Consider the following 17086-nt stretch of genomic DNA (forward strand, 5'->3'; position numbering starts at 1 on the left):
ATCAACCATTTGGGGAGATACAAGATGCAAACTTTCATGAAGCATGCGCTCAGCATGGCAGTACTGGGCACCCTGGCCGGCGCAATCGCGCCGGCGGCACTGGCCTCCAGCCACCGCGAGGCGCCGTTCATCACGCAAAGTCCCAAGGTGGACGGCACCGATTTCTATATGTTCCGCAGCTACGAATCAGGCCGCGCCAACTTCGTCACGCTGATCGCCGACTACATCCCGCTGCAGGATGCCTACGGCGGCCCGAACTTCTTTTCGATGGACCCGAAGGCGCTGTACGAGATCCATATCGACAACAACGGCGACGCCAAGGAAGACCTGACCTTCCAGTTCCGCTTCAATAACGCCAACAAGGACACCAAGCTGACCGTCGGCGGCAAGTCCGTCTCGATCCCGCTGGTGATCAACGGCGGCGCCATCGCCGCCCCGAACGCGGCCGGCGCCAACGTGCGCGAAACCTATACCGTCAGCGTGGTGCGCGGCGACCGCCGCAGCGGCGCCAAGGCGGCCGTCACCAATGCCGCCGACGGCAGCAGCACCTTCGACAAGCCGCTCGACAACATCGGCAACAAGTCGATACCGAACTACGCCGCCTACGCGGCGGCCCACGTCTACAACATCAACATCCCCGGCTGCGCCACGCCGGCGCGCATGTTCGTCGGCCAGCGCAAGGACCCGTTCGCGGTCAACCTCGGCGAGACCTTCGACCTGATCAACATCAAGGCGCCGGCCACCGAGTTCGCCGCCAACGCGGAGCGGGCCGCGCGCGACGACCTGGCCGACAAGAACGTCACGGCGATCGAGCTGGAAGTGGCGGCGTCATGCCTGACGGCGAGCGGCAGCAGCGATCCCGTCATCGGCGGCTGGACCACCGCCAGCGTGCGCCAGGCGCGCCTGCTGAATCCGAGGCCGAACCTCGGCGCGCCGTCGATCGAGGGCGGCCCCTGGACCCAGGTATCGCGCCTCGGCATGCCGCTGGTGAATGAAGTCGTCATCGGCCTCAAGGACAAGGACACCTTCAACGCCAGCAAGCCCTCCGGCGACAGCCAGTTTGCCGACTACGTGACCAATCCCACGCTGCCGGCGCTGGTGGAGATCCTGTACGGCAGCGCCGGCGCCAAGGCGCCGACCAACTTCCCGCGCAACGACCTGGTCACCGCCTTCCTGACCGGCGTCCCGGGCCTGAACAAGCCGGCCACCGTCACCGCCTCTGAAATGCTGCGGCTGAACACCACCACGCCGGTGGTGGCGATGGGATCGCAGAACCGCCTCGGCGTCATCGGCGGCGACAACGCCGGCTTCCCGAACGGCCGCCGTCCCGGCGACGACGTGGTCGACATCGCGCTGCGCGTGGTGATGGGCAAGCTGTGCACGCTGAACCTCGGCTGCGCCCCGGCCGACGCGCCGGCCGGCGGCCTGCACTTCACCGACGGCGCCTACCTGGACGACAGCTACTTCACCGGCGCCTTCCCTTACCTGAAGACGCCGATCCCAGGCTCGCCGCAGACCGCGGCGTCGCTGGCCAACCGGAGCGCGCCATGAAAACCATTCCGACACTGACAGCACTAACAGCACTGGCGGCCACGCTGACGCTGGCCGGCTGCGGCGGCTCCAGCCACTATGACGCACCGACGACGCCGACCACGCCAACCACACCGCCGATCAGCATGACGGACGCCTTCTTCACCGCCGTCATGGGCATCATCGGCGACGGCAGCGAAACCACGACGGAACCGGTGGCGGTGGACAGCATCGCCGCCACCGCGCCGGAAGATACGGAACCGGCGACATTGAAATAAGAAAGCAGGGCGGACGCAGCATGGTCCGCCCTTTCCGTCGTCTTGAGGCCATCATGAAAAAACCATTTTTTGCGCTTGCGCTGTTCACCGCTATTGCGGCACACGCGGCGCCCTATATTCCCGCCAGCGGCCAGCAGGTGATCGAAACGCTGCCGCGCCGAGGCGATCCGGTGCAGCAGGAACTGCGCCGCCTGCGCAGCCAGCTCAACGCCGCGCCGAACGACCTGGCGCTGGCCACCACGCTGGCACGACGCTACATCGCCCTCGGCCGCAGCGAAACCGATCCGCGCTACCTCGGTTACGCGCAAGCGGTGCTGGCGCCGTGGTGGTGGCTGTCCGCACCGCCGCCGCAAGTGCGGCTGCTGCGCGCCACGCTGCTGCAAAGCACCCACCAGTTCCAGCCCGCGCTGGATGATTTGAAGGCGGTGCTGGCCGCCGATCCGAACAACGTGCAAGCCTGGCTGACGCGCGCCACCGTGCAGACCGTGCAGGGCGACTACGCCGACGCCACGGCCAGTTGCGCCCATTTGTCCAAGCTGTCGACGGAGCTGGTCACCTTTACCTGCATCGCCAACGTCGGCGCGGTGACAGGCCGCGCGCTCAAGAGCGAGCAACTGCTGGACCTGACGCTGGAGCGCAGCCCCAACGCGCCGGCCGAGCTGCAGGTATGGGCATTGACGCTGTTGGCAGAGATGGCGCAGCGGCGCGACGACAAGACTACCGCCGAAGCGCGCTACAAGCGCGCATTGGCGATGGCGCCGCGCGACAGCTATCTGCTTGGCGCCTACGCCGACTTCCTGCTTGAGCAGCGACAGCCGCGCGAAGTGCTGGCCATGCTGAACGACCAGGCCCGCATCGATGCGCTGCTGTTGCGCCGCGCGCTGGCGCTGCAGCAGATGGGCAGCCCGGTGACCGCCGATGTCGCGGAACTGGCGGCGCGCTTCGACGCCGCCATGCAGCGCGGCGATACCGTGCATCAGCGCGAGCAGGCCCGCTTTGAACTGGCGCTGCGCCACGATCCCGCCACCGCGCTGACGCTGGCGCGCAAAAATTGGGCCGTGCAAAAAGAGCCGGCCGACATCCGCATCTACTTGGAAGCAGCGCTGCAGGCGCGCGATGCCGCCAGACCGGTGCTGGACTGGGTGGCGCTGAACCATACCGAGGATGCCGCCGCCACACGGCTGATCGCCCGACTGAAAGCAGGAACATGATGGAACGCTTGATTTTCTTATTCGCGCTGCTGTGCGGCGTCATGTTGCCGGCGCAGGCGCACAAGCCCAGCGACAGCTATCTGTCGCTCAACGTGCAGGGCGACAGCATCACCGGCCAATGGGACATCGCGCTGCGCGACCTGGACTTCGCCATCGGCCTCGATCAGGACGGCGACGGCAAGCTGACATGGGATGAGATCCGCGTGCGCCACGCGGCGATTGCCGCCTACGCGCTGGAGCGTCTAAGCCTCGCGTCCGACAGGGGCGCCTGTCAGGTCGACACCGACGAGCAGATGATCGACGACCACACCGACGGCGCCTACAGTGTGCTGCGCTTTCATGTGCGCTGCCCGGTACCGGTGACTGCGCTGAGCATCAACTATCGCCTGTTCGCCGATCTCGATCCGCAGCACAAAGGCTTGCTGCGCCTGACGCGCGGCGGAGAAACCTCGACCGCCATCTTCGATCCAGGGCATGCGCGGCAGACGCTGTCGCTGACGGCGCCTGACCACTGGCAGCAGTTCGGCGACTACGTCAAGGACGGCGTGTGGCATATCTGGATAGGCTACGACCATATCCTGTTCCTGCTGTCGCTGCTGCTGCCGGCGGTGCTGCTGGCCGCGCCGTCGGACAACCTGCGTGGCGCCTTCATCGACGTGCTGAAAGTGGTCACCGCGTTCACGCTGGCGCACTCGCTGACCTTGACGCTGGCCAGCCTGTCGCTGGTGTCGCTGCCGTCGCGCTTTGTCGAATCGGCGATTGCCGCCTCGGTGATACTCGCGGCGGTGAACAATCTCTATCCGCTGTTTCGCGGACGGCGGCCGGTGGCGGCGTTCGCCTTCGGCTTGATCCACGGCTTCGGCTTCGCCAGCGTGCTGACCGACCTCGGATTGCCGCAAGGTGCGCTGCTGGCCAGCCTGGTCGGCTTCAACCTCGGCGTCGAGATCGGCCAGCTATGCATCGTCGCGCTGTTCCTGCCGCTGGCGTTCGTGCTGCGCGACACCTGGTTCTACCGCCGCCTGCTGACGGGCGGCTCGGCGATGATCGCACTGGTGGCGGTGGTATGGTTCGTCGAGCGGGCGTTCGACGTTCAGGCCCAGGCGATGGCCGCGTGGCCGTTCGCGGCCAGGTAATCGTTCGCGCGCGAGAAGGGTTTGCTGCCGAAGAAGCCCTTGTGCGCCGAGAATGGCGAAGGGTGGGGCGAGGTGATCACCAGATGCTTGCGGCTGTCGATCAGCGCCTTCTTGGCGATCGCATAGCTGCCCCACAGGATGAACACGATGCGCTCGCGCTGCTGGGACAGGTGGCGGATCGCGCTGTCGGTGAAGCTTTCCCAGCCCTTGTTGGCATGCGAACCGGCCTCGCGGGCGCGCACGGTCAGCACGCTGTTCAGCAGGAACACGCCCTGCTGGGCCCAATCGGACAAATCGGTCTGGCGGCGGTCCAGGCCCAGGTCGTTGTGCAATTCCTGGAAAATGTTCTGCAAGCTGGGCTGCGGCCGGTTGCCGTCCGGCACTGAGAAGCAAAAGCCCATCGCCGCGCCGGGCGTGTGGTACGGATCCTGGCCGAGGATCACGACCTTGACGTCATCGAACGGCGTCAGGTCGAAGGCGCGGAAGATATTCTTGCCGGCCGGGCAGCACTGCCCCGCCGCATATTCCGCCCGCACGAACGCCGTCAGCGCCTCCCAATACGGCTGCTCGAACTCCTCCTGCAAGCGCTCCTTCCACGACGGCTCGATACGTACAGTCATTCCTCTTCCTTTTTACTTATCATCATAATGATGACGACACGCGGCGATGTAAATGCAACCGCCTTCGGCCACGTAGACCAGCCTATGCTGCCGATCAATTCTTCGCGACCAGAAACCGCTCAGTTCCCCTCTAAGCGGTTCCGGCTTTCCCGTTCCGTTGAAAGGATCCCGCTGGCACTCGTCGATCAGGTTGTTGATTTTTTCGACAATGGCAACATCCGCTTGCTGCCACCAGAGATAATCCTCCCAAGCATGATCCGCCCAAGATAATACAGCTTGCTTAGCCTGCTGCTTGTTTCCTGCTTTTTTGTTTTTCATTGCGAATAAGTTCCCTTGGTTGGGCCTTACCGGCTTTGATCTGCGCAACGGACTCCATTAGCCGACTGGCATTCTTCGCCGAACTCAGGAGATACATTGTTTCCTCAATGCTGTTGAAGTCTGATAGCGACAACATCACCACATGTTCACCGTTCACTCGAGTGATTACCGTAGGAGTGTGGTCATTGCAGACATCATCCATGACGCTCTTCAAACTGGCTCGCGCCTCGCTAAAAGTCAGAATGTTCATAAGTTCCTCACATCGTTGAAATGCCGCTACTGGCAGTTCAATTGTACAGAATACGGTACAACTTTCAATAAACTTCTATGCCTGGAAGTGGCTAGTCCACCTTGCTTATCTGGCCGGACCAATTTAGAATGGTCTGACCAGTTTAGGCAGCATCCCCTTCAAAAAAGCGCCAACGGAGACATATGAAGACCATCCCCCACCTGCTTGCCGGCTTGACGGCCTGCGCATTGCTCATAAGCAATGCCACCGCCCAGGCGCCGCAAGGCCCTTACCGCAACACCGACAACAAGAGCCTGGACGACCCCGCCGAGGGCACCTACCCGATTCCGTACAAGATGCCGGTGGCGGCCGAAATCACCGAACAGCTGAACCGCATCCGCGCCTACATGGAAAGCGCCACGCCGACCCGCGTCATCAACAAGAAGACCGGCGCGCCGATCACGGATTTCAGCAAGCCGGTGGCCGATGCGATCTTCGAGCCGAGCAAGGGCGACTACGGCATCCTGGTGTATGAAATGGGCGTGGTCCATGCCGGCCTGATCAAGGCAGCCGAAGTCACCGGGGACAAGCGCTTCACCGCCATGACCGAGCGCCATCTCAAGTTCTTCAAGGAGACGCTGCCGTACTTCCGCGCGCAGGAAGACAAGTTCCACCTGGAGCGCGGCAACAGCTTCGCGCGCTTCCTCGACCCGCGCTCGCTGGACGACGCCGGCTCCATGTGCGCCGCGCTGATGCGCGCCCGCCAAGCCAAGATCGGGCCGGACCTGTCCGGCATGATCGCCACCTGCGGCGACTGGGTCGCCAACAAGCAGTTCCGCCTCGACGACGGCACCCTGGCACGCAAGCGCCCGCAAGCGGTATCGCTGTGGGCCGACGATATGTACATGGGCATCCCGGCGCTGGCCGAGATGGGCCGCAGCACCGGCGACCGCAAATACTTCGACGACGCCGTCAACAACGTGCTCAACATGAGCAAGCGCATGTTCAACCCGGAACTGGGCATCTACACCCACGGCTGGCACGCCAACGCCACCGACATCCCGCGCCTGTACTGGGCGCGCGCCAACGGCTGGGCCGTGCTGGCCATGAGCGACCTGCTGGACGTGCTGCCGAAAGACCATCCCGGCTATCCGAAAGTGCTGGCGCAACTGCGCGTCTCGCTGAAAGGCATCGCCGAGCGCCAGTCCGGCACCGGCCTGTGGCACCAGATGATCGACCGCAACGACTCCTACCTGGAAACCTCGGCCAGCGCCATCTTCACCTACGTGATCGCGCACTCGGTCAACCAGGGCTGGATCGCGCCGACCACCTACGGCTCGATCGCGCAAGCCGGCTGGGCCGCGCTGTCGACCCGCATCAACGCCCAAGGCCAAGTCGAAGGCACTTGCGTCGGCACCACGCTGGCCGGCGACCAGGTCTACTACTACTACCGTCCGACCAGCGTGCACACGCTGCACGGCTACGGCCCGATGCTGCTGGCCGGTGCCGAGGTCATCAAGATGATCAACAACCCGGCCTTCAAGGTCGAGTACAAGGTGCGTACTTATCACTACCAGCCGAAGGACGGCGCGCCAACCGATTACCGCGAACACCACTAAGCACGGGAGCACGACCATGACCAAGCAACTCAAGCTTTTGCCGGCCGCGCTCGCGATGCTGGCGATCTTCCCGGCCTATGCCGCCAGCCTGACCGTCACGCTGAGCAACGACCTGCCGACCGCGCGCCCATCGGAAACCATCACCATTCCGTGGACCGAGGTCAACAAGGCCCTGCCCGGCGCGCTGGTCCAGAAGATCGCCGTCAAGGACGGCAGCGGCCGTGTGATCCCGCACCAGGTGACCAACGTCGCGCCGCAAGCCAAGGATCCGAAGAACATCGGCGCCGCCTACGGCGAGCTGATCTTCCAGCACAGCTTCGCGGCCGGCGAGAAAAGCGCCACCATCACGGTCGAAAAGATCGAGACGCTGGCGCCGGTATTCCCGACCCAGGCTTTCGCGCGCTACGTCCCGGAGCGCCTGGACGACTTCGCGTGGGAAAACGACAAGATCGGCCACCGCACCTACGGCCCGGCATTGGCCGCGCCGGATACGGCCGGTGTCGGCAAGGAAGTGTTGGTCACCAGCGGCCTGGACCTGTGGTTCAAGCGCGTGCCGTATCCTATCGTCGACCGCTGGTATAACAAGGGCCACGACCACTATCACCATGACGAAGGCGAGGGCATGGACATGTATAACGTCGGCAAGTCGCGCGGCGCGGGCGGCACCGGCGTGTGGATAGATGGGAAGTTGTACACAGGCGGCAACTACGCCGGCTGGAATGTGATCGCCAACGGGCCGATCCGCGCCATCTTCGAATTGCGCTACACCGACTGGGACGCGGCCGGCACCAAGGTCTCCGAGGTCAAGCGCTTCACGGTCGACGCCGGACACTACCTGGACCAGATGGACAGCACCTTCACCTTCAGCGGCCCATCGTCGCTGACGGTGGCCGTGGGCCTGAATAAAAAGCCCCAGGACAAGAACCAGGATGCGAAGATCGCCGTCAACCGTGACGACAAAGCGAAAGCGCTGACGCAATGGGTCGAACAGAAGAGCAACGATGCCTTCGGCGCCGCCGTGATCCTGCCGACCTCCACCGAATTCGGCGAAGACCAGCTGAACCAGCTAGTGATGGCCAAGGTAACGTCCGGCCAGCCATTGCGCTACTACGTAGGCGGCGCCTGGAGCCGCGCCGGCGAGATCACCAGCAAGGCGCAGTGGGAAGGCTACATAGCCGACGCCGCGCTGCGAGCGCAGCATCCGGTCAAGGTGGAGCTAAAGGCTCAGCCTTAAGCCAAAAGAAAATAACCCGGCTACGAGCCGGGTTATTTTTTTGTATAGTGCATCGATCCGCGTTATATTTGACGAAACTGCCAAACCTGCCGTTCGCTATTTAGAGGGACTAGATGCTCGACCAATTTCTTCCGATGATTAACGAGGTTCAAGCAGATGGTGCGGTCGTGCTCTTGAAATGGGACGGACAGCGATCGGCCAAGCGATTCACGGTCATTATCACGAAATCCGAAGTGGACTACGTATGGCGACAGGATTCAGACGACCTCGCGTACTCGCTTCAAACGGCATTGGCCGAGTACAAAGATGCACAGCGCATATAACGAACGCTTGCCTCTCCAGCCAGAAGCAGACATGTTCTTATACGATAAAGTAAGCATCAATGAACGAAAACATGAGCAGTGAGCAGTATCTCGAATCCGTGCGCTAGCGTTAGATGAGCTGCAACACGAAATAGAAGCAGCTGAGGCTTGGGCCAAAAGTCACGCAGAGTTAGTTTGTACAGAGCTAGTGATTCGATTCAGCTAGCGGCCATAACCAGATTTGAGTTTTTTGCATACACCCCGGCCGCCCCCCATAATCAGTCGGAACACCCAACCGGAAGACCTCGATGACCAGTATCCCCATTACCGTCAAACAGAATATTTTCAAGCAAGGTACTCAACGCTGGTCGCCCAAAGGGCTTTGCTACCAGCCGCAGGACGGCGTCGATCCGCTGTGCGACGACAACCTAGCAACCCTTACCCATTTGCTCGATCCCGCGACCACTTACGGATTGCTGAATCTGGGCATCAATTGCTTGCGGGTATATCAGGTCGATCCCAACAAGTCGCACGACAAGGTCATGGCGCTGCTGGCGAAACATGGGATCTACGTGCTGGTGGGAACGGTCAATGCCGATACAGCGATTCCACGCAACGCAACCAGCGTGCCCGCGGCAACCATCGCCCGCGTCAAGCAGGTGGCCGACGCCTTTGCCGGTTACGACAACGTGCTGGGATTTTCTGTGGCCAACGAATTGCTGGACGCGCCCGACAACGGCTTGGTCGAGATCGCCAAGCAGGTCAAGCAGCAGATGCAAACCCGCGACGCTCGCCTACGCCTGCGGCGATGCCGATACGCGCATGGATTTCGTCGGCTACAACTGCTATCGCTGGGTGGTGCCGCACGGCCAGCAGCCGACAGCTGGCGCCATCAACGCTTACTATGAGCTGTACGATCATTTCAAGAGCTTCCCGATTCCGGTGATGCTGACCGAGATCGGCGCGCAATGTGCAGGCGGACGCGATTGGACGCAAATCCCCTACATCTTCGGCGCAAAACAAGTGACGTCGACGACGGGCAAACCGGCGGCCGACATGGCGTCGGCGATTTCAGGCTGCTTCGTGTTTCGCTACTACGAGCAGGGCGCGAATTTCGGCCTGGTGCAAGCGGGAAGTCCTGATCCCACGCCGGTGGATGGAGGTATCGGCGGTGGCGGCGGTTATGACGCGTTGAGCGCGGCGTACAAGGACATCACGGAATTCGGCGGCCAGGCCGCCAATCCGGATCCCTTGCCTTGCAGCCCGACAAGCGGCTTGCCGACAGCGTTGACGGTAACGCTGACCAATGACATGGATCAGGGACAGGAGCTGGCCTTTAACTACAGCACCAAGGCCAAGCCGGGCGCGAATGATTGGAGTCTGGCGGCGAAGATCAGCGGCGGCGCGACGGCGCAGTTCAAGTTCCCTGCCGGTACGCAGGTCATCTCCATGGCCTACAACCAGGGAGGCAATTGGTATGGCGGCTGCCAACTGAGTGGCACGGGATTGACAGCGTTGAAAGACGGACAGACGATCACCGGGTCGTGGGTGGCGCCCAACGGCAGCGGTGCCTGCCCGGTGTCCTAAAAACGGTGCTCGATATCTGGGCCAGCTTGGCAATGCTTGTATTTCAGGAGGGTACGGCTCAGCGACATCCGTACCGATGATTACGCCGAACAACTTACTTGTCCAGGATCTCCCCGGATATGGCTTATCGGCTTGCTTCAGTCTTTGGCACCAGCCCTGAATTGTGGGCGGGAATGCAGTTGCAGTATGACTTGCACCGCGCGGGAAAAATCAAGCGCCCCAAGATGGAGCGCATCGGGGCCTAGGCCCCATAGAAAAATCCCGGCTCGAAGCCGGGACTGGTATTAACCTGCTGCCAGCACGTTGTGTGCTTGCTCGTCCGCGTGGTACGAGCTGCGCACCATGGCGCCGACGGCGGCGTGCTTGAAGCCCATCTTGTAAGCTTCTTCTTCAAACATCTTGAACACGTCCGGGTGCACGTAGCGGCGCACCGGCAGGTGGCTGTTCGACGGCGCCAGATACTGGCCGATGGTCAGCATGTCGATGTCGTGCTCGCGCATGTCGCGCATCACTTGCAGGATTTCCTCGTCGGTCTCGCCCAGGCCGACCATGATGCCCGACTTGGTCTTCACCTGCGGATACAGGGCCTTGAAGTCCTTCAGCAGCTTCAGCGAGTGCATGTAGTCCGAACCCGGACGCGCTTCCTTGTACAGGCGCGGCGCGGTTTCCAGGTTGTGGTTCATCACGTCCGGCAGGCCGTCGGCGAAGATCGTCAGCGCTTTTTCCAGGCGGCCGCGGAAGTCCGGCACCAGCACTTCGATCTGGGTGTTCGGCGACAGCGCGCGGGTGTTCTGGATGCACTCGACGAAGTGCTGCGCACCGCCGTCACGCAAGTCGTCGCGGTCCACCGAGGTGATGACCACATAGCTCAGGCGCAGCTTGGCGATGGTGTGCGACAGGTTGGTCGGCTCATCCTTGTCCAGCGGATCCGGACGGCCGTGGCCGACGTCGCAGAATGGGCAGCGGCGGGTGCACTTGTCGCCCATGATCATGAAGGTCGCGGTGCCCTTGCCGAAGCATTCGCCGATGTTCGGGCAGCTCGCTTCTTCGCACACGGTGACCAGTTTGTTCTCGCGCAACGTTTCCTTGATTTCGTAGAAACGGGTGTTCGGCGAACCGGCCTTGACGCGGATCCAGTCCGGCTTTTTCAGACGCTCAACCTGCTCGATCGGCACGATCTTGATCGGAATGCGCGAGGTCTTGCTGGCGCCTTTTTGCTTTTCGCTCGGGTTGTAAGCTGGGGCAACGCTGGTAGTGGTTTCAGAGGTCATTTTGGCGGCGTGCCCTCGCGGGCAGGGTTAGTTTATTCGTGTGTTGCAGGTTCAACGGCGGCCAGGACGCCTATCAGCTCGTCGGCCAGCTGCTGTTGTACATCGGACAGCATTGCCTGCGCGCCAACGGTGCGCATGTCGACTGTTTCCAGTCCGGCATAGCCGCAAGGATTAATCCAGGAAAACGGGGCCAGATCCATCGCCACATTCAGCGACAGCCCATGATAGGTGCAGCCGTTGCCGCGCACTTTCAAGCCGAGCGCGGCGATCTTGGCGCCTTTCTTCGGTCCGCCGGCCATGTAGATGCCCGGCGCGCCTTGGACGCGCTCACCGATGAGATTATACGCCCCTAAGACATTGATGATCGCCTGCTCGATTTTATTGACGAACTGACGGGCGTACAGCTTGCCGCCCGGCTTGTTGCGGCGCAAATCCATCAACATGTAAATCACCACCTGGCCGGGGCCGTGGTAGGTTACTTCGCCGCCGCGGTCGGTCTGCACCACGGGGATGGCGGACGCGCCCGCCAGCAGGTGGCCGCGATCGGCGCCCAGGCCCAGCGTGAACACGGGCGGGTGCTCGACTATCCACAATTCGTCGCGGGTGTCCGGCGTGCGGGCGTCGGTGAAGGCCCGCATGGCGGCGAAGGTGCTGTCGTAATCGGCAAGACCGAGGTGGCGTATCAGCGCCGGCTCGGTGTGGGTAGGAGACGTCATGCCGCCATTATAAATCAGCCCGGCTGGTGACGCTCCAGCCACTGCCGCACCGAAGGCCGCCGCCACTGGGCCGCCGCGTAGTCCTTGAGCTTTTGCGGCACCTCGTCGCCGTTCAGGATCAGGCGGTTCAGCATGACGGTCAAATCGACATCGGCCAGGCACCAGTCGCCGAACAGGTTGGGGCCCTGCACCAGCTGGCCGGCGGCGTGGATCAGCTTGTCGGCGGCGGCTTGGCCGGCCGGCGTCAGCGGGGCGCAGGCTTTACCGAAGAACACCGTTTCCGTATCCCGGTCGACGCGCAACGGCACCAGGTCGCTGCGCAGCCAGGCCTGGATCTGGCGCGCCCGGGCGCGCTGGCGCTTGTCCTTCGGATACAGCGCAATGTATTCCGGCGCCGGGAAGGTTTCTTCCAGGTATTCGGTGATGGCGGTTGACTCGGTCAGCACGAAGTCGCCCTCGACCAGCGCCGGCACGCGGGCGGTCAGCGCGCGGTCCGCATAGGAGGCCTGTTTCTGGTGGCCGGCCTCCAGATCCACCGTCTTGATGGTGAAAGGCAGGCGTTTTTCGGTCAGCGCCACAAAAGCCGACAAGGCGTAAGGACTGGTGAAAAGGCTGTCGACGTACAGTTCAAAAGGCATGGTGGCTCCGGTTAGTGTAGATTTATTCACATGGTAAACCTTGCCTAAGTCCCTGTATAACGTTATATTTTCGTGATTCTTGCTAATTTTATTCACATAGTTATCCACAGCATGACTAGCCCATGAGCAGCCGTCGCCTGCCCAATTTTTCCGCTCTGCGCGCCTTCGAGGCGGCGGCCCGCCACGAGAACTTCTCGCGCGCGGCGGAAGAGTTGCATCTGACGCATGGCGCGATCAGCCATCAGGTAAGGGCGTTGGAGGAGGAACTGGGCCGGCAACTGTTCGTGCGCAATGGCCGGCAGGTGAAAATAACCAGCGATGCGCTGAGATTTGCCCAGTTCTTAGGCAAATCCTTTGCCGACATCGCCATCGCGGCCGACGCCATGCGCGCGGTCAGCGCCAACAAGCGGCTGACGGTATCGTCGGTGCCGTCGGTGGCGGCGCGCTGGCTGGCGCCGCGTCTCGGACGGTTTATCGAGCTGTATCCGGATATCGAGGTGGTGCTGCAATCGAGCGCGCAATTGCAGGATCTGGCGCGCGACGGCATCGACGTCGGCATCCGTTTCGGCCGCGGCAACTATCCGGGCCTGGTGGTGGAGCGCTTGATGGGGGATATCTATTACCCGGTAGTGAGTCCCCACTATCGCAATGGACAGCTTCCAGTCTCGCCGGAAGACCTGCGTCAGCATACGCTGCTGCGTTCGGTGGAGCCGTGGTCGCCATGGCTGCGGGCAGCCGGGCTCGATCTGGCCGAACCGTCCGGCGGGCTGTTGTTCGATGATTTGTCGCTGCTGATCCGTTCCGCAGTGGACGGCAACGGCGTGGCGCTGGTGCGCCATCTGGTGGCGGTGCAGGAAATTGCGTCCGGGCAGTTGCGGCGCCTGTTCGATATCACGACGCCGTGCCCGGACGATTACTTCTTCGTCTCGCCGCCGGGATCGGTCGGCAAGCCGCAGGTACAGGCTTTCCGCGACTGGCTGCTGGCGGAGATCGCCGCCTTCCAGCGCCAGCCAGCCTGATTTACATCACGATTTTCACCATCGGGTGAGCCGACAACTCGGTGTACAGCGCGTCGAGCTGCTCGCGGCTGATGGCGCGCACGGTCACGGTCAGGCCGGTGTAATTGCCCTTGGCCGAAGGACGCACTTCCATTTTGCCTTCATGGAATTCCTTGTCATGCTTTTGCACGACCAGCACGATGGCCGGCGCGAAATCGATATGAGTCGGCCCCATCACCTTGATCGGGAAGTCGCTCGGATACTCGATGAGGGACTCTGACGGCGGGATCGCTTGCATATTCATTCCAATCAAAAAAGAAAACCGGCAGCGTCAACGTGACGCCACCGGCCTCTATTGTAGCCAATTCAGCGGGTGCTTACGATTTGGCCAGCTGCGGCACGGCCTGCTGGCTGGACAAGCGCTGCAGCCGCGCCAGGGCCGATTCGCTGCCCGCGCCGGGCTCGCCGACCGACTTGCGGATCGCCTCCAGCTCGGCCGCCTGCTCATACGGACGCTGGCCGATGTCGGCGACGATCTTCATGCCTGCCGCATCGTTGCTGATGGCCTGGGCGCGGCGGGCCAGCGCGTTCAGCGCGCTGGAATTGCCGCGCATGCCGGACAAGCCGGCCAGCTCGCTCTGGCGCTCGGTGCGCAGGCGCTGCAGATCCTGCTGGGCGCGGGCCGAAGCCAGCGCCTGCATCGCCTTTTTGGCGGCGGCGTCGAACTCGGACAGCTGCTTGGACAGCGCATCGACGATGGTTTGCAGCTCGTCCATGTACTGGCGGGCGTCGGCCTCCTCCTGCACTTCCAGCGGCATGCGCGCCTTGTTCGATTCCAGCTCGTCGCAGAACAGGGTGATGGTCGCTTCCGAAATCTTGCCGGCGGCCAGGCGGTCGGCCAAGGTGCCGGCGGCCTGTTCGTCGGTGGCGATCAACTGGCGCAGCTTGACCACGTCCGCCGCTTCCTTGTCGAAGGAGCTGCGGGCCGCCGCCAGTTTTTGCGCCGCGCCACGCAGGCTGTCGGCCAGGCGGTCGCGATCGGCCTCGGTCGCGGTTTCCGGATCAAAATTGGCGATCGCTTCGGAGACGCGGTCGCCCAGCGCGCCAAAATGCTTGGTGATCAGTCGCGCGGTCAAACCCCAGCCATTCAAGTTGCTCATTTCAGTCTTCCTCAAAAAATATTGCGCATCATTGGATAACGATGCGTTCCTGCTCCACCGGGATGCCGATCACAAAGTCCACATGGATCCCGCGTTTTGATGCATCGCCGTTCACGCTGTTGATGATTTCAGTCGTGATCAGCAAATATTCGTGGCCACCGCCGCGTAGCTGGCGCACATACGGCATGAAATACATTTCCTGGCGCAGGCCGAGGCGGCCGCTGGCGTCGTCCAGCCGGGTCTCGGTGCCGGAGAACGGCGTCACGAACTCGGCCTGCGGATCGCCGGCGTCGCGCCAGTAATCGATACCCTCTGCATCGCCGAACACCAGGTCCAGGTCGCTCTCGTCGAGGCCGATGTCGTTCAACTGGGCGCGCCACAGCGTGTAGCTGCGGTCGCCCAGGCCGGCGCCGGCCAGGCCCATGTAGGCCTCCTGGTCTTCCACCGTCTCCGGGATCACGCGCGCCAGCTGGGTGCAGTACATGACCTCGGCCACCTGGCCACCGCCGTTCTGGTACACCTGCAGGAATTTCTCCTTGTCGTCGTGATCGCCGGTTTCCAGGTAGTAGCGGTACAAGCCGCCGCTCTGCTTGAGCCGGATCTGCGAGACGGCGACGATGCGCTTGTCGTCCGCATCCGGCGGCGTGATCAGCGAACCGTCGCCGGCCGCGCGCAGCAGCGGCGATTGCTGGATGCACACCAGGCTGCCGATGCGCGCGCCCAGCGGCAGGTCACGGTCCGTGCGCGGCGCATCCGCGCTGCCCATGTTGCGCAAGTAGTTATAAGCATCCGACCAGCCCATCTCAGTTCCTCTCAAATGAATAATTCGGGGTATTGCCGGCGCGCAGGCGGCGCAGCTTGCGCACCGAATACACCACCGTCCAAACGATCACGCTCAGCACCGACAGCCAGATAAACCAGCGCAGCACGCTGGCACCGAACGATTGCTGCTGCGGCGGCACCGGAACCGGCGCGGCCGCCGGCGCCCCCAGCCCCGGCATGCCGCCGATCATGCCGGCGCCTGCCACCGCGCCGCCGGCGACGCTGCCGTTGGCCGGCTGGGCCGCAGGCGGCTGGCCGTTGCCGGTGCTCGGATACGCCACCGGCTGGTTACTCTGGCTCATCGCCCGTCCCAGCATGAAGCCCAGCAAACCGTGCATCAGGCCGTTGCCGGACGATTGCTGCACCGGCGGTTGGAACACCGGCGGCGGCGTCTGGTAGCCGGGCGCCGGTTGCGGACGCCGCAGCGTGTCGTTCAGCGGCGGCAAGGGCGGCGGTGCGTTGGCGGCGGCGCGGCGGGCTTCCAGCGTCCTGAGCGCGTTGTCGCGCGCTGCGCTTTGGTCGACGTCGCGCGACATGGCCGAGGTATTGCGCTGTGGCTGGGCCGACGCCGGCGAGCCGGGGGCCTTGCCGAAGGCGCCCGGGCCGCTCTGGCGGCTGGCGGGCGGCGGCGCAGACTTGCCGCGCCCGGGGTTGTTCTTTTGTGAAGAAAAACCGCTTTTGTATGACGATGATGTGCCAGAATGTTGGCCAGGCCGCGCTTCGGCCGGCGCATTGCCGGCCATCGCAAGGCAGATCACCAGCACCAGCACCGAATGAAAGGACTTCATGATGTCTTTTCGTAAAAAGGTTGAATGAAAATCAGCATAGCGCCGCGCGATGGCGCATGCATCGGTAATAAAAGGCTCGCTTCACCATGACACGCAAATACCTGGACATGAATCAGCACGACGCGCTCTACAAGGTGGCGCGCAGCTATCCCGGCGGCATCGACGCCCTGGCGCAGGCGATGGGAATCTCGGTCAACGTCCTGCGCAACAAGCTGGCGCCGACCATCGCTTCGCATTACCCGTCGTTCGAGGAAGTGTCGGCCGTGGTCGACCTGTGCCACAAAGCCGGCGTGGCGGACGCCCACCTGCCGCTGCACGCGCTGCTGGTGCGGCATGGCATGGCGGCCTTCGTGGTGCCGACACCGGAAAGCATCGGCAGCGACGACCTGTCGCAAACCGTGTGCAAGGTGATGAGCCAGGTGGGGGCGGTGGCGGAAGCGGTGTCGAGCGCGCTGATGGATGGCAAGGTGACCGCCGCCGAGGCGGATTTGATCGAGCGCGAATTCCAGGGCGCGCTGTCGGCGCTGGGTGAATGGCGCGCCCGTTTGCGGTTGAAGGCAGAGAAGCAGGCGTAAAAAAACCGCCGGCCTGAACGCGATCTTGAGTGCGTTCAGGCCGGCGGTTTTTTGTGT

Annotated in this window: 21 protein-coding genes; 11 read left to right on the forward strand and 10 right to left on the reverse strand. The window is 63.0% G+C overall.

Going from position 1 to position 17086, the window contains the following annotated elements; genetic code table 11:
- Nucleotides 1-24: 24 nt before the first annotated feature.
- From ACEN9F_RS18565 to ACEN9F_RS18580, 4 genes are read left to right on the forward strand one after another with little or no spacing between them, the layout of a single operon-like run.
- Nucleotides 25-1551, forward strand: coding sequence for a DUF4331 domain-containing protein (locus ACEN9F_RS18565; RefSeq protein ID WP_413422086.1), 1527 nt, complete (start codon nt 25-27; stop codon nt 1549-1551).
- The gene (locus tag ACEN9F_RS18570) at nt 1548-1808 is read left to right on the forward strand and encodes a hypothetical protein (protein ID WP_413422088.1); all 261 of its coding nucleotides are present in this window, start codon (nt 1548-1550) and stop codon (nt 1806-1808) included. The genes ACEN9F_RS18565 and ACEN9F_RS18570 overlap by 4 nt, the downstream gene beginning before the upstream one ends.
- A gap of 53 nt (nt 1809-1861) precedes the next feature.
- Complete coding sequence (locus tag ACEN9F_RS18575) at nt 1862-3019, forward strand: hypothetical protein (RefSeq protein WP_413422090.1); 1158 nt, start codon at nt 1862-1864, stop codon at nt 3017-3019.
- Entirely contained in the window at nt 3019-4152 is a 1134-nt protein-coding gene (locus ACEN9F_RS18580; protein WP_413427102.1) for a HupE/UreJ family protein, read from the forward strand. The genes ACEN9F_RS18575 and ACEN9F_RS18580 overlap by 1 nt, the downstream gene beginning before the upstream one ends.
- Here ACEN9F_RS18580 and ACEN9F_RS18585 read toward each other — a convergent pair.
- From ACEN9F_RS18585 to ACEN9F_RS18595, 3 genes are read right to left on the reverse strand one after another with little or no spacing between them, the layout of a single operon-like run.
- Nucleotides 4110-4772 carry a uracil-DNA glycosylase gene (locus tag ACEN9F_RS18585; RefSeq protein WP_413422092.1) on the reverse strand — a complete coding sequence of 221 codons (663 nt, stop codon included), beginning with the start codon at nt 4770-4772 and terminating at the stop codon, nt 4110-4112. The two genes, ACEN9F_RS18580 and ACEN9F_RS18585, sit on opposite strands and share 43 nt — an antisense overlap.
- A gap of 12 nt (nt 4773-4784) precedes the next feature.
- The gene (locus ACEN9F_RS18590; protein WP_413422094.1) at nt 4785-5090 is read right to left on the reverse strand and encodes a Txe/YoeB family addiction module toxin; all 306 of its coding nucleotides are present in this window, start codon (nt 5088-5090) and stop codon (nt 4785-4787) included.
- Nucleotides 5053-5340 carry a type II toxin-antitoxin system Phd/YefM family antitoxin gene (locus tag ACEN9F_RS18595; RefSeq protein ID WP_413422096.1) on the reverse strand — a complete coding sequence of 96 codons (288 nt, stop codon included), beginning with the start codon at nt 5338-5340 and terminating at the stop codon, nt 5053-5055. The genes ACEN9F_RS18590 and ACEN9F_RS18595 overlap by 38 nt, the downstream gene beginning before the upstream one ends.
- Nucleotides 5341-5522: 182 nt before the next feature.
- On the opposite strand from ACEN9F_RS18595, the gene ACEN9F_RS18600 reads away from it, so the two are divergent.
- From ACEN9F_RS18600 to ACEN9F_RS18620, 5 genes are all read left to right on the forward strand, one after another.
- Nucleotides 5523-6938, forward strand: coding sequence for a glycoside hydrolase family 88/105 protein (locus tag ACEN9F_RS18600; RefSeq protein ID WP_413422097.1), 1416 nt, complete (start codon nt 5523-5525; stop codon nt 6936-6938).
- A 16-nt stretch (nt 6939-6954) separates the two neighbouring features.
- Nucleotides 6955-8172 (forward strand): DUF4861 family protein, encoded by a 1218-nt coding sequence (locus tag ACEN9F_RS18605; protein ID WP_413422099.1) that lies wholly within the window; start codon nt 6955-6957, stop codon nt 8170-8172.
- A 113-nt stretch (nt 8173-8285) separates the two neighbouring features.
- Nucleotides 8286-8495, forward strand: a complete 210-nt coding sequence (locus ACEN9F_RS18610) for a hypothetical protein (protein WP_413422101.1) — start codon at nt 8286-8288, stop codon at nt 8493-8495.
- 287 nt (nt 8496-8782) lie between these two features.
- A complete protein-coding gene (locus ACEN9F_RS18615; RefSeq protein ID WP_413422103.1) occupies nt 8783-9382 on the forward strand; it encodes a hypothetical protein in 600 nt (199 codons plus the stop codon).
- Complete coding sequence (locus ACEN9F_RS18620) at nt 9297-10061, forward strand: hypothetical protein (RefSeq protein ID WP_413422105.1); 765 nt, start codon at nt 9297-9299, stop codon at nt 10059-10061. The genes ACEN9F_RS18615 and ACEN9F_RS18620 overlap by 86 nt, the downstream gene beginning before the upstream one ends.
- Before the next feature lie 284 nt (nt 10062-10345).
- Here the strand turns inward: ACEN9F_RS18620 and lipA are convergent, their stop codons facing one another.
- From lipA to yfcF, 3 genes are read right to left on the reverse strand one after another with little or no spacing between them, the layout of a single operon-like run.
- Nucleotides 10346-11332 carry a lipoyl synthase gene (lipA, locus tag ACEN9F_RS18625; RefSeq protein ID WP_413422107.1) on the reverse strand — a complete coding sequence of 329 codons (987 nt, stop codon included), beginning with the start codon at nt 11330-11332 and terminating at the stop codon, nt 10346-10348.
- 32 nt (nt 11333-11364) lie between these two features.
- A complete protein-coding gene (gene lipB / locus ACEN9F_RS18630; RefSeq protein WP_413422109.1) occupies nt 11365-12048 on the reverse strand; it encodes a lipoyl(octanoyl) transferase LipB in 684 nt (227 codons plus the stop codon).
- 14 nt (nt 12049-12062) lie between these two features.
- Complete coding sequence (yfcF, locus tag ACEN9F_RS18635; RefSeq protein ID WP_413422111.1) at nt 12063-12686, reverse strand: glutathione transferase; 624 nt, start codon at nt 12684-12686, stop codon at nt 12063-12065.
- A gap of 122 nt (nt 12687-12808) precedes the next feature.
- Here yfcF and gcvA point away from each other — a divergent pair, with 122 nt between their 5' ends.
- Nucleotides 12809-13705, forward strand: coding sequence for a transcriptional regulator GcvA (gene gcvA / locus ACEN9F_RS18640; RefSeq protein ID WP_413422113.1), 897 nt, complete (start codon nt 12809-12811; stop codon nt 13703-13705).
- Nucleotide 13706: 1 nt separating this feature from the next.
- Here the strand turns inward: gcvA and ACEN9F_RS18645 are convergent, their stop codons facing one another.
- The 4 genes from ACEN9F_RS18645 to ACEN9F_RS18660 form a co-directional block, all read right to left on the reverse strand.
- On the reverse strand, nt 13707-13982 hold the full coding sequence (locus ACEN9F_RS18645) for a DUF493 family protein (protein ID WP_413422115.1): 276 nt from the start codon (nt 13980-13982) through the stop codon (nt 13707-13709).
- Between the two features lie 79 nt (nt 13983-14061).
- Complete coding sequence (locus ACEN9F_RS18650) at nt 14062-14844, reverse strand: hypothetical protein (RefSeq protein ID WP_413422117.1); 783 nt, start codon at nt 14842-14844, stop codon at nt 14062-14064.
- 28 nt (nt 14845-14872) lie between these two features.
- On the reverse strand, nt 14873-15646 hold the full coding sequence (locus tag ACEN9F_RS18655) for a DUF2491 family protein (RefSeq protein WP_413422119.1): 774 nt from the start codon (nt 15644-15646) through the stop codon (nt 14873-14875).
- Nucleotide 15647: 1 nt separating this feature from the next.
- On the reverse strand, nt 15648-16454 hold the full coding sequence (locus tag ACEN9F_RS18660; protein ID WP_413422121.1) for a hypothetical protein: 807 nt from the start codon (nt 16452-16454) through the stop codon (nt 15648-15650).
- 86 nt (nt 16455-16540) lie between these two features.
- Between ACEN9F_RS18660 and ACEN9F_RS18665 the strand changes: the two genes are divergently transcribed.
- Complete coding sequence (locus ACEN9F_RS18665) at nt 16541-17029, forward strand: phage regulatory CII family protein (protein WP_413422123.1); 489 nt, start codon at nt 16541-16543, stop codon at nt 17027-17029.
- Nucleotides 17030-17086 lie beyond the last annotated feature (57 nt).

The organism is Duganella sp. CT11-25, from assembly GCF_047302815.1.
GTDB lineage: Bacteria > Pseudomonadota > Gammaproteobacteria > Burkholderiales > Burkholderiaceae_D > Rugamonas.